The sequence below is a fragment of the Gracilibacillus pellucidus genome (assembly GCF_033949965.1).
GTDB classification, from domain to species: Bacteria; Bacillota; Bacilli; order Bacillales; family Amphibacillaceae; genus Gracilibacillus; species Gracilibacillus pellucidus.
In genome coordinates this window covers 262,348-274,631 of sequence record NZ_JAWZSR010000004.1, presented here as the reverse complement: position 1 = coordinate 274,631, position 12,284 = coordinate 262,348, and the positions used below count along the sequence as shown (strand labels likewise).

The following is a 12,284-nucleotide window of genomic DNA, read 5'->3' as shown; positions in this document are numbered from 1 at the left end:
ATATAGAATCATCCTATCACTATCTGTTATCTTACCATGATTTTCTATGGTTGTCTTTTATATCGAAGAAAAATTATTTTGTTTTCCGATCATACTGTAGAAAGTAATAATCATAAACGTTCTTCTCGTCCTTTATACCTTTTTCATTCTTTGTTAAATGCCATTCATTCTCATCAAATTCAGGGAAGAACGTGTCCCCTTCAAACGCTTCATCAATATAGGTCATATAAATACGATCAGCAAAATCTAATACTTGTTTAAATAGAACTTCGCCACCTATCACAAACCATTCTTTATCTGGTTCTTGTGTACACATTGTTTTCAACTCATCAATAGAATGAATAACCTTGCAGCCTTCATATGCAAAATCCTTATTAGTAGTTAAAATAATATTCTCTCGGTTTGACAATGGGCCTTTCATTGAATCGAATGTTTTCCGTCCCATAATAATTGAATGAGAGGTAGTTAATTCTTTGAAAAACTTTAAATCATTTGGCAGACGCCAAGGCAATCGATTGTCTTTACCAATAACACGATTTTTGTCCATTGCAAATAATAATGAAATCATCGTACCCCTCCTTTTATACAGCTACTGGCGCTTTTATAGCTGGATGTGGATCATAATGTTCCAGTGTAATATCTTCTAATTCCACATCAAATAATGATACTCCTTCTTTAATCGAAACAGTCGGTAATGCTTTTGGTTCTCGTTCTAATTGTGTTTTTACCTGTTCGGTATGATTCGTATAAATATGTGCATCACCGAATGTATGGACAAATTCACCTGGCTCTAAGCCACATTCATTGGCAATTAATAATGTTAATAATGCATAACTGGCAATATTAAATGGCACACCTAAGAAAATATCACCACTTCGTTGATACAGTTGACAACTAAGCTTGCCATCCGCTACATAAAATTGGAATAATGTATGACATGGAGGTAACGCCATGCTTGGTACATCTTCAGGATTCCAAGCAGAAACAATATGCCTTCTTGAATAAGGATTATTCTTAATCGCTTCTACAACCTCTTTTAACTGATCAATCATATCACCTCGAGTTGTTTGCCAAGAACGCCATTGTTTACCATAAACAGAACCTAAGTCTCCGAATTTACTAGCAAAATCCTCATCTTCTAATATGCTTTGCTTAAAACGGTCCATTTGTTTATCATATGCTTCTTTAAATGTAGCATCCGTTAAAGAACGATTACCAAAGTCTGTCATGTCAGGACCATCGTATTCATCGCTTTCCACCCAATTTTTGAATGCCCATTCGTTCCAGATATTATTATTATGTTGTAGTAGATAACGGATATTAGTATCACCTTTCATAATCCATAATAATTCACTAACAATTAAGCGGAACGGAACTTTCTTTGTTGTTAGTAGCGGAAATCCTTCCTGTAAATCAAAACGCATTTGATGACCAAAAATAGATAAAGTACCTGTATTGGTGCGATCCTCTTTCTTTGTACCTTCTACAAGCACTTTTCTACATAACGCTAAATAATTTTCTTCACTTAATGACATCTTTTTACTTCCTTCCTAAAACATTTGTTACAAATGCGTAACAAATAAAATATTAAATCATATTTCCCCCATTTTAACATAAATTTTTCTGTAAGTAATTATTTCAAGGAGGGGTTGTTGTATGTTGTTAGAAGACCAATTAACTAGAGTAGTAAAACACTCCGTAGCATACGGCTTTGCCTTTAGTCAGCCCTTTTCTTTTTATGTCGATGTTTACCCGCTCATGCAAAATGAAATATTAGAGCAATCTGACATGCTAGAATTCGGCATGCAGCATGAATCGGTAAGCATGTTGCAGCACAAACTACAAAAACTATCCTATTATGATACTTCCGTTGATGGCGAGTTTGGCATTTTGACGGAATATGCACTGAAGAAATTCCAAAAAGAGCATCTGCTCGAAGAGACTGGAAAAGCTGATAAAGAAACTGTTAAAACTATTATTGACAGAGAAGAATCATATCATGAAAAAATATTAAAAGAACAGGAACTAGACTTTTCACTTGGAGATACAGGTGAAGATATTAAGAAAGTACAAGAAGCATTATTTTACTATGGGTACTATCGTGCTGAAATTGACGGTATTTTTGGTGGTAAGTCAGAAAAAGCATTACAAGCGTATAAACAAGATATTGGTGTAGAAATACATCATATAGAGACAGAGGTACAACAAGTAACAGTAGAAACACCTGAAGTGGAAGTGGAAGTGGCAGCAACAGAAATGGAGAACACAGTAGAAGAAGTCCATGAATTAGAGGAGCAAGAGATACAAGCAGAATCATCACAACCAGAAAATAAACCAAATGAAGAGGAAAAGAATGCGGAACAAACGAACACGGACCTATCAACTAATCAAATCATCTCGTCTGCTCAGTCACATATTGGTGTTCCATATGTGTGGGGTGGAACAACGACATCTGGTTTTGATTGTAGTGGCTACTTACAATACGTCTTTCAAGAGCTAGGTGTTAGCTTACCTCGAACAGTAAGTGAAATCTGGAATGCAACAATACCGATTGATCAACCTTCTGTAGGTGATTTAGTTTTTTTTGAAACATATAAACCAGGTCCATCACACGCCGGCATTTATCTAGGTGACGGAAAATTCATTCATGCCGGCGCATCAAATGGAGTAGAAATAACAGAATTGAGTGTTAGTTACTGGTCTGAGCGATACTTAGGAGCTAAACGTGTTTCCTTAAAGTAAATCAAAAAAATCGATTTGCTTTGGATGTAACCCTTGATAAGTAATGTGTAAAAGATCGATTAGTTGTTTAGCATTATCTGCTGCATCTCCGCCTGAATTATTATTAAATAAAATGGTTACTTCTTTCCCTTGTTTTTCAAGCTGTTGGATTTCTTTCACCCACTCTTGTAATTCCGCCTCATTATAACGGTACAAAAAGCGAACCTCACGCCAATTTTCTTGACCGTGATTATTCCAACCGTGGACATTTCTACCATGGAATCGAATTAATACACGGTCATTCGTTGTGGCCACTACAGTCGGAATCGATCCAATACCTGCTTGTGGTTCATCACAGATCACATGTGTTACACCTAACTCATGAAGAAAACGTAACGTTAACGGTTCATTCTCCTCAAACCATGTTCGATTCCGAAATTCAATAGCTATTGGAATATCACCCATCCACTGCTTGATTTTTTTTATTTTAGCAATATTACGCTGCTTCAGATCAAACCATGGTGGAAATTGAAGCAAAACCGTATTTAGCTTATTGGCCTTCAATACCGGTTGAATAGACTCGACAAACGCATCTACTAATTCTTTCGCTTCGCGGTTTGTTAAGGCTTTTCGGTCATGACCTGTTATCGTTTGGTATGCTTTAATAACAAAAGAAAAGGAGCTTGGTGTCTCATCTACCCATTTTTGATAATTATCAGCAGACTGGATCGCATAAAACGAGCTATCAATTTCTACAACCGGAAAGTGTCCGCTATAAGCAGCTAATTTGTTTTGTCTATCTTTATTCGTTTGATAAAGTGTAGAGTGATCACCCCAACCAGTTAATCCAATTAATATAGACAATCATAACACCTCTAGTAACTAATTCGAATCTAGTTTTCTCAGCAAGCATAGCAAGTCTATACTTGCTAAAAAACACTACAACTACCATACCATGTTGACACATTTCTGAAAAGGGTTAACTACGCGTGTTTAAAGGATTTACACCTACTGTAAATCTTGACGAAATTGGTAAAATAAGCTATATTAGTACCAAGCAAAGAAGATGTTTGGGATTCATTATTATCAGGTAGCTTCTATAAAGAAGTAAGGGAGATAGTGATCCTATACTTCTATAGTTGCTACCTTTTTCATTATTTATTTAGCCATCATCTTGTTTGTATTCTATTATTAACACGTTTTTTGCGTGAAAGGTCTTAGGAGGAACGATAGCATGGAAAACGGTGTAGTAAAATGGTTCAACGCAGAGAAAGGGTATGGTTTTATCCAATTGGAGGAAGGAAATGATGTATTCGTACATTACTCCGCCATCCAACAAGAAGGTTTTAAAACGCTTGAAGAAGGGCAAGAAGTAACATTTGAAATTGTGGAAGGTGAAAGAGGCCCACAAGCTGCAAATGTGGAAAAAAAATAATTGTAAAATGAGCTAAGGCGATGATTATTAATAATCATCGCCTTTATATGTGGTTATAGATGCTTTAATGTTTACATAAATACTGCACTTATGGTAATTTTATTTATTGACTGCAAAATAGTATTTATGAAAGAAAGGTAGGCACTTATAATGCCAAACGAATTATTATGGATTATATTCGCAATTGTTAACTTTGCGATATTATTAATGATGTATCGCATATTTGGAAAGGCTGGATTGTTTGTATGGATTGGTATGTCAACGGTAATTGCCAATATACAAGTCATCAAAACAGTAGAAATGGTAGGACTGGTTGCCACATTAGGTAACATTACGTACGGTACTATCTTTTTAGCGACAGATATATTAAATGAAAACCATGGCAAAAAAGAAGCTAAAAAAGCGGTGTGGATGGGATTTGCTTCCCTGTTGATTATGACCGTTTTCATGCAATTCGTCTTACGCTTCACCCCGCATGCAGATGATATTTCTCAAGCGTCATTAGACACGATTTTTGGCCTTATCCCTAACATCGCGCTAGGAAGTATGCTTGCATTTATTTTTAGTCAATATGTCGATGTCTGGATATTTGGAAAGATTAAGCAATGGTTTCCTTCCGATAAATATTTGTGGCTTCGTAACAACGGTAGTACGATGATTAGTCAATTCATTGATACGCTTATTTTCTGCTCTATCGCATTTTATAATGTGCATGAATTTAATGTATGGCTAAGTATTCTATTTACGACTTATGTTATTAAGTTTGCCGTATCTGCTTTAGACACACCATTCTTCTATATTGCGAAGAAAATGAAACCTAAAATAGAACATAAATAAAAAATCGTAGGGGGAATACGATGATTGAAGTATATACTGATGCAGCTAGCCAAGGTAATCCCGGCCCGAGTGCAATTGGAATCTTTATAAAAGCCGGACAAGACTACATCGAAGAGCATCAATTGATTGGAAAATATTCCAATCACGAAGCTGAATTTATTGCAGTTATCAAAGCTTTGAACATATGCCAAGAACGATTTCCTAACGAAATCATCTCTTGCCGAACAGATGCAAAAGTAGTTGTTGATACGGTAGAAAAGAATTATACGAAGAACGAGATATTTCAACCATATTTATACCAAATAAATGAACTATCCAACTCTTTTCCTTACTTTTTTATGAAGTGGATTCCTGAAAAGCAAAATAAGCATGCTGATAACTTAGCACGTAAAGCCCTCCAAGCAAATAGGTAATTAACCCATTAAGCCATTTTGCTCAAGCAGCAGGATGGCCTCTTTTTTATCCTCAATATTATGCCGATTAAACAATTCTAGTAAACTAATATAAAAACTTCGGTCAAATGTCATTTGTAATTGCAATGTAAAAGATAATGCCAACTTGACATGTTTTACAGAGGTATTCGTATATTTATGACCAAAATATACAAAATGAACTTCTTCGTCTGATAGCTTAAACCCTTTTGACCATAAATGCTCTAAGAAATAAGCCAAGTTTTCGTTGTCTCTCACTACTAACCATCCTTTTTTTTCTGTGAAAAGAAAATTGATACTTACCGATTAGTATAGATTCTTTTCGACAAGAAGTCTAGCAGTTCTATTAATTCAGAATATTTAATCAGAACAATGGAAATTTCTTGTTTACTTTCTGTTATACATATTATAGAATAAAGAACAAATTTAATCACTATAAAGCAATGAAGAGAAAAGTACACATATACCATTATATCAACAGAGACCTCTGTCCGCTGAAAATGAGGGATATAATATATGTCGAAACAAGACTTGGAGCTATATATTGGATTTATGTAACCTCATAATGATAATATATCGAATTCTTTCGTTATCAAGTACAGTGTAAAGATTTGTTTACTTTCACTGAGTGAGATTTTTACCTAAAAGGTGAAAATAAACTGGGGTGGCACCGCGAAAAACGCCCCCAAGATTCTAATATCTTGGGGGCGTTTTTTTATTTAACTAAAAAAGAGTATAGGAGTGAATGCAAGATGAATCATTACAAATACAGCTTATTATTACTAGGCGGAATAGGTATCTCTAATATAGGCGGTTGGGTTTATTTGATTGCTTTAAATTTGATTATACTTAAAGAAACAGGCTCTCCATTTGCAGTAGCTTTACTTTATATGTTATCCCCTATTGCTACTATTTTTTCGAACCTGTGGGCAGGGAGCCTTGTAGATCGGATTAATTCTAGAAGGTTAATGCTCTGTTTAGATATGGCTAGAGCTGTATGTATTGCTATTATCCCTATTTCACCTTCTATGTTGGCCATTTATCTGCTAGCTTTTATGATAAACATAGGTAGTGCAATGTTTGAACCAACTTCAATGGTTTATATGACAAAGTTAATTCCTAAGGAAAATCGCCAAAGATTTAATGCATTACGAAGTTTTATCAATTCTTGTGGTACATTGCTAGGACCTACGATAGCTGGATTTCTATTTTGGCTTGGGACTCCATATACTGCTATATACGTAAATGCACTTGCACTGTTCCTATCAGCATTACTGATAACGTTTCTTCCCAATGTAGATTCGACAGTCAAATCTGCTGACAAACAAAAGCTCTCTTGGCAAATGATTAAACGTGATTTCCACTCCGTTTATCAATTTAGCAAATCGAATCTATTTATCACAAAAATCTATCTATTATTTTGTGGTATGACAATATTCATGACTGCAATAGATTCATTAGAAGCAGCTTTTGCTAAAGAAGTGATTAGCTTGTCTGATACCAACTACGGTTTTTTATTAAGCATCTTTGGAATTGGTATTATATTAGGGTCAATGATCAACACCTTCTTCGCTGACCAGTTACAAATCAACCTGCTTATTCGTTTCGGGACTGCTATTACATCGATTGGTTATCTTATGCTGTACAGCTCACAAGGGTTTATCAGTGCTTCCATTAGTACTTTTATTATTGGATTCGCCTTAACATTTGCCAATACTGGCTACTTAACGTTTTATCAAAATCATGTACCTGTAACAATGATGGGGAGATTTGGGAGTTTATTTAGTATCGTGGAAGCAGTTTTTATTATTCTGTTAACAGCTGTAATCGGTTTGTCTGCCGAATTAACTTCTATACGCTCAGTAGGATGGATAGGTTCACTTAGTTTTATCCTATTAGCCATCTTTACTTGGAGGTCTGTCGTAGGTAAAAGCAATAATACAGTAATAGCTAAATAAAAAGATGTAAAAATAACCTCGCTTTCATACTACGAAGCGAGGTTATTTGTTTATTATTTTATTTTCTTGCCGAAGTATTGATAATAATCGGTTCTAATAAACGCATTAAATAGCTTTCTTTTTTTAGAAGCTTGTTGACCAAACAGCTCTTCAAACTTTTCATTTGCGGTAAGAATATAGATACTCCATGTTGGATAATCTCTTAGCGTAGCTCCAAGGTCTTTATACATCGCCTCTACTTGCTCTTTATCACCTAAACGTTCTCCGTATGGTGGATTACTAACAATATAGCCTCTTTCTTCTTTAGAATGGAAATCTGTTGCTTGCATTTGTTTCCAATCAACTAAGTCTGCTAAGCCCGCTTCCATTGCATTTGCACGTGCTACTTCCACCATTTTAGGATTAAGATCTGATCCATATATTGCTAGTGGTTGATCGTAATTAGCTAAGTCTTCTGCTTCTTCTAACGCTTTATCCCAAACCGTTGAGTTAATAAAATCCCATTCTTCAGCCGCAAATGCACGATTAAAGCCCGGTGCAATATTTTGGCCAATTAATGCTGCTTCAATGGGAATGGTACCTGAGCCACAGAATAGATCATAAAATGGTTCATCAACACGCCAATTGGTTAATTGCACTAATGCTGCCGCTAAAGTTTCTTTAAGTGGTGCATCACCTTGTCCAACACGATACCCTCGTTTATGTAGACCTGCACCGGATGTATCCAATGTTAATGTTACTTTATCTTTTAAAAGTGCCACTTCAATTTTGTATTCTGATCCTGATTCCTGTAACCAACTAGCTACACCGTGCTTACGTTTTAACTTTTCTACAATTGCTTTTTTTACAATAGCTTGACAATCAGGTACACTGTAGAGCTTTGATTTATGTGATTTTCCTGTCACAGGAAATTTTCCGTCTTCAGGAATAAACTGTTCCCATGGTAAGGCCTTTGTTCCTTCGAATAATTCATCATATGTTCTCGCTTCAAATTCACCAACTAAGAGCTTTACACGGTCCGCTGTTCTTAACCATAAATTACAACGTGCAATTGCTTGATGATCTGCTTCGAAGATTACTTTACCATTTTCAACGGTTACATCCTCATATCCTAATTGGCGTACTTCATTTGCTACAATTGATTCTAACCCCATTGCTGCTGTTGCAATTAAGGTAACATTATTTTTCATATGTCAAATCCTTCCTATTTCCTTCTGTATGAAAGATACTCTATTCTATCTTTACCTCTTATATGTATAACAAAACCCCTTTTATGAAAAAAGGGGTTAACATGTTTAGTTGCGACCTGAATGAATGTCCGTAAGCCATGTTCTGTCCTTGTCGTACTACAAACGGTGGTCAGCCTCGTACCAAAGGTGTAATCATCTGTCTACAAGCAAATCAATAGATATGCTTGTCCTTCGTTCGGTTGAATTCCCTAAAGGAAGATGCCCCTACCAATATTTGGGTTGCTCACTCGAGGGGTTTACCGCGTTCCACCTAAATAGTTTCCCATTTAGCTACGTCACTGTGGCACTTTCAAGGTATTAACATCATATCAAAGACGTAGATGCTTTCCCTGCCGTTAACCCACATAAGGCTACCTTGACTTATGAATTCGTCAAGCACGAACACTACAAGCATCTCAGCTTGTGTGAGCATGGACTTTCCTCTACACATTTAAACATGCGCAGCGATTACTTCAACATTCATCCTCAAATATTTAAGCCTACATTATTGTATCATGATTTTTTTAATAGTCAATGGATAACTTGAGATAATATGAGAGATTATTCCTCATATTTATTTCCGAATACCGCCTTTTCTAAATTGGATAGTCGTTTTAATATATCATAATTCACTTGGTGATTAGATGGATTCGGACGAGCACGATTATGATCAGATTGCTTCTTCAGTCGATCATTCTCTTGTTGTAAACGCGTAATCTCTTCTAAAAAATATTCATAATCTTGGATAATAACATCTAAATACTCATCTACTTCTTCTTGGTTGTAACCTCTCATTGCTGTTTTGAAATTTTTCTCTAAAATATCTTTGCCAATTAGCTGATTTGCCATTATTTCCACCCCATTTAATAGTACTTATTATTTTTTCAAAAAAGATAGAAATTGTCAATTTCTATTCCATTAGTATAGGTTATTCTCCTGTTCTTCTCTAACAACTTCTTCTAAATCGTTTGGTGTAATGTATACAATTGGATAATCTTCTTGATCTGCTTTCTTTTTCATCTTATCAAGTAAATAACCTGCACTACCTGGATATTCTTCATCTACAAGCATAAGACAACCCTCTGTCTTGTCAATTAACCATTTATCCCTATTAATAAACTGATAAGGTGCTTTATATGGTTCATTATATAGAGGTTGATAAAAATCAGCTTGTTCAATCACTTGTAAAAATGATTCTTGATAAATATCCGGCCATCTAGATTCATATTCTAAAAATGGCGGAAATATACCTAACTTAATCGGATACTCTTCTTTTAATTCCAAAATAACCTGTGCAGCCCATAGTTCAATTCCCATTTGGCCAGACATAATAACCCATTCTAATCCATCATCAATCAGTGAAACTAACCGCCCTCTTAAGGCAACTTTAATATACTTTATCCGCGGATCTTTTTCATTTCGGATGGTTAATTCGGACGGTTTGTTACCTGTAACTGTTATAACTCGCAACATTCACACTACCTTTATTCGAGAATAGTCATTTAGTAAAAGGTTCTGTACTTTGTAGTATAAAACAAATAAGTATTATATTCTAGCATTAGAACAATAATCTCTACTTATGAGTCAAAAACGCTTCGCACAAGTAGTTGCGAAACGTTACATAATTGTTTTCAAGATATCGGATATGGTTTCATTTGTTAACTGCTTGTGATAGTTGTCAAGTTTAGAAAATGTATTGTTTAATTTTTCATTATGATGAAAAAATTGAAGAACCTGCTGTTCCACATCCTTACAGCTTTTCAGATTAATAACCACACCTAACTGTTGCAATTGTTCTAAATTGATCACTTCTTGTCCTGGTAGGGCATCATAAATAAATGTTGGTTTTCTCTTTGTAATACATTCACTAATCGTTACACCACCAGGTTTTGTTAAAATACCGTCCATTGCATCATACAAATCGTTCATTTCTTTTCTCGATGCAATGTAATCTAATGGGATGATATGGCTATTGTTTCTTCTTTTTAATTGTTGTAATAACTGCTTATTTTTACCGCACAAAACGTAATAAGTAATTTGGCCAGCCGGTTGTAAATTGCTAATCAATTTATCAAGGGAACCCACCCCTAAATTCCCACCAGTGACCATAATAGATAAAGAATCGTTCCCCCCATTAATTGCCGATTGATTCAATGTAATTTGCCGATGAACTGGAATTCCAGTAAATCTTAGTTTCTCTGCAGCAATTCCTCTTTTTAAAAGTAATTCCTTCATTTCTATAGAAGATACGAAATGAAGATCAATCTGGTTGACTCCCCAAAAACGGTGAATAAAAAAATCAGTATATACATTAACGACAGGAATTTGCACTTCACCTTGTTCTTTCAACACATTAAGCATAAATGATGGTAGTGCATGCGTACAGATTATACAGTCAGGCCGCTTTTCTTTGATCAGTTTCTTCATATGAGTTAAAAATAATAGTTGATAGATTCGAAATTTTTTCGGTTTTTCTACCTTTTTATATACGCTGATTTGATATAGCCAGTTATATACTTGGGGAAATAAGTGAATCCATTGTAAATAGATGTTGGAGACGATCTTTTCTATTTTTCCGTAACTATAGGAAAAGATCTCCTCCTTCTCACATTGGATCGTCGGATCTGATAATTGAAGCTGATCAATCATTGCATCTGCTACATGATGATGACCAGAAGGTATTGTTAAGAATGGAAGCACTAAAACTTTTTTCATAATACACCTCTACATTAATCGTTTGGTTATTTCCCCATTAATTACCGTCACTATTTTGAAGAATAGCCTGTATAATGAAAAGAAGAGGAGGGATACCATGTATCTATTATTACTAATTCTTTTCATTTTCTTCCTTACAACCTTTTTAGTCAAAGCATACAATAACACGAAAAACGTTATGATCAGACGAATTAACATAAACAATAATGCTTCAACAAATCAATCGTTGTTAACTATTTTACATTTGTCTGATTTGCATTTGGAGAATATATCTATCTCTGCTGAGCAACTTTACCAAAAGCTAAGTAATGAAAAGATAGATCTAATTGCATTAACGGGTGATTTTCTAGATCGAAAGCGAACAATTCCTAAACTTATACCTTATTTACAAGTATTGGACAAGCTAAACCCTACGTATGGTATATATGCTGTGCTTGGAAATCATGATTATGTCTTGAAAGGGAAAGACTTACAAACACTAGTGAATACACTGACAACCTATAATTGTCATGTTTTACAAAACAATCATGAAACAATCTATGTAGATAAACATCCTGTAAATATTATCGGTGTTGATGACTTTAGTACAAACCGGAGTGATTTAACGCAATCCTTTTCCAATCTTCACCATGGTACAAATTTAGTACTCACTCATGATCCTAATATCGTACTAGAAATGAAACAATTTGATTTTGACTATTTATTAGCTGGACATTTTCATGGCGGACAAATTTGTTATCCCAAAGCATACCACCTTGCTAAAATGGGTAAATTGGTAAAAATGAATATGATTAAAGGACTTCATACACATGATGGACGTCGATTTTATATTAGCGAAGGTATGGGACAAACAGGTGTCAACATCCGAATCGGTAGTTTACCTGAAATAACGCTTCATCAATTCGCTCTTCAAAACGAGAAAGCTCATACTCATTCAGTCAGTTAAGCAAATGGAATA

The 12,284-nt window shown here is 35.0% G+C and carries 14 protein-coding genes, 1 other RNA gene and 1 other annotated feature; of the genes, 6 read left to right on the top strand and 9 right to left on the bottom strand.

All coding sequences use genetic code 11. The features are described 5' to 3' along the window. Positions 1 to 73: 73 nt before the first annotated feature. Both SH601_RS09245 and SH601_RS09240 read right to left on the bottom strand, forming a co-directional pair. On the bottom strand, positions 74 to 568 hold the full coding sequence (locus SH601_RS09245; RefSeq protein WP_319958002.1) for a dihydrofolate reductase: 495 nt from the start codon (positions 566 to 568) through the stop codon (positions 74 to 76). Positions 569 to 581: 13 nt separating this feature from the next. Further along, positions 582 to 1,535, bottom strand: coding sequence for a thymidylate synthase (locus tag SH601_RS09240; RefSeq protein ID WP_319958001.1), 954 nt, complete (start codon positions 1,533 to 1,535; stop codon positions 582 to 584). A gap of 121 nt (positions 1,536 to 1,656) precedes the next feature. Between SH601_RS09240 and SH601_RS09235 the strand changes: the two genes are divergently transcribed. Next, positions 1,657 to 2,742, top strand: a complete 1,086-nt coding sequence (locus SH601_RS09235; RefSeq protein ID WP_319958000.1) for a C40 family peptidase — start codon at positions 1,657 to 1,659, stop codon at positions 2,740 to 2,742. On the opposite strand, the gene SH601_RS09230 is transcribed toward SH601_RS09235, so the two are convergent. Continuing rightward, positions 2,734 to 3,585: a DUF72 domain-containing protein gene (locus tag SH601_RS09230; RefSeq protein WP_319957999.1), complete on the bottom strand. Its 852-nt coding sequence runs from the start codon at positions 3,583 to 3,585 to the stop codon at positions 2,734 to 2,736. The genes SH601_RS09235 and SH601_RS09230 overlap by 9 nt on opposite strands. Positions 3,586 to 3,955: 370 nt before the next feature. Here SH601_RS09230 and SH601_RS09225 point away from each other — a divergent pair, with 370 nt between their 5' ends. The 3 genes from SH601_RS09225 to SH601_RS09215 all read left to right on the top strand — a co-directional run bounded on the left by SH601_RS09225 (position 3,956) and on the right by SH601_RS09215 (position 5,406). Then, the gene (locus SH601_RS09225; protein WP_058307618.1) at positions 3,956 to 4,156 is read left to right on the top strand and encodes a cold-shock protein; all 201 of its coding nucleotides are present in this window, start codon (positions 3,956 to 3,958) and stop codon (positions 4,154 to 4,156) included. A 150-nt stretch (positions 4,157 to 4,306) separates the two neighbouring features. After that, on the top strand, positions 4,307 to 4,993 hold the full coding sequence (locus SH601_RS09220) for a queuosine precursor transporter (protein ID WP_319957998.1): 687 nt from the start codon (positions 4,307 to 4,309) through the stop codon (positions 4,991 to 4,993). Positions 4,994 to 5,013: 20 nt separating this feature from the next. Further along, complete coding sequence (locus SH601_RS09215; protein WP_319957997.1) at positions 5,014 to 5,406, top strand: ribonuclease HI family protein; 393 nt, start codon at positions 5,014 to 5,016, stop codon at positions 5,404 to 5,406. On the opposite strand, the gene SH601_RS09210 is transcribed toward SH601_RS09215, so the two are convergent. Continuing rightward, on the bottom strand, positions 5,407 to 5,682 hold the full coding sequence (locus tag SH601_RS09210; protein WP_319957996.1) for a DUF6123 family protein: 276 nt from the start codon (positions 5,680 to 5,682) through the stop codon (positions 5,407 to 5,409). It lies immediately after the preceding gene. 176 nt (positions 5,683 to 5,858) lie between these two features. Continuing rightward, positions 5,859 to 6,114 (top strand) — a binding site (T-box leader). 62 nt (positions 6,115 to 6,176) lie between these two features. Between SH601_RS09210 and SH601_RS09205 the strand changes: the two genes are divergently transcribed. Continuing rightward, positions 6,177 to 7,382 (top strand): MFS transporter, encoded by a 1,206-nt coding sequence (locus SH601_RS09205; RefSeq protein WP_319957995.1) that lies wholly within the window; start codon positions 6,177 to 6,179, stop codon positions 7,380 to 7,382. Positions 7,383 to 7,435: 53 nt separating this feature from the next. Here SH601_RS09205 and SH601_RS09200 read toward each other — a convergent pair whose 3' ends face one another. The 5 genes from SH601_RS09200 to SH601_RS09180 form a co-directional block, all read right to left on the bottom strand. Continuing rightward, positions 7,436 to 8,572: a THUMP domain-containing class I SAM-dependent RNA methyltransferase gene (locus tag SH601_RS09200; RefSeq protein ID WP_319957994.1), complete on the bottom strand. Its 1,137-nt coding sequence runs from the start codon at positions 8,570 to 8,572 to the stop codon at positions 7,436 to 7,438. Positions 8,573 to 8,698: 126 nt separating this feature from the next. Beyond that, positions 8,699 to 9,092: RNase P RNA component class B (rnpB, locus tag SH601_RS09195), an RNA gene on the bottom strand. Positions 9,093 to 9,172: 80 nt separating this feature from the next. Further along, positions 9,173 to 9,460, bottom strand: a complete 288-nt coding sequence (gene gpsB, locus SH601_RS09190; RefSeq protein ID WP_319957993.1) for a cell division regulator GpsB — start codon at positions 9,458 to 9,460, stop codon at positions 9,173 to 9,175. 69 nt (positions 9,461 to 9,529) lie between these two features. Next, positions 9,530 to 10,084 carry an SLOG family protein gene (locus SH601_RS09185; RefSeq protein ID WP_319957992.1) on the bottom strand — a complete coding sequence of 185 codons (555 nt, stop codon included), beginning with the start codon at positions 10,082 to 10,084 and terminating at the stop codon, positions 9,530 to 9,532. A gap of 144 nt (positions 10,085 to 10,228) precedes the next feature. Continuing rightward, entirely contained in the window at positions 10,229 to 11,326 is a 1,098-nt protein-coding gene (locus tag SH601_RS09180) for an MGDG synthase family glycosyltransferase (RefSeq protein ID WP_319957991.1), read from the bottom strand. 97 nt (positions 11,327 to 11,423) lie between these two features. Between SH601_RS09180 and SH601_RS09175 the strand changes: the two genes are divergently transcribed. Continuing rightward, complete coding sequence (locus SH601_RS09175) at positions 11,424 to 12,272, top strand: metallophosphoesterase (RefSeq protein WP_319957990.1); 849 nt, start codon at positions 11,424 to 11,426, stop codon at positions 12,270 to 12,272. Positions 12,273 to 12,284: the final 12 nt, after the last annotated feature.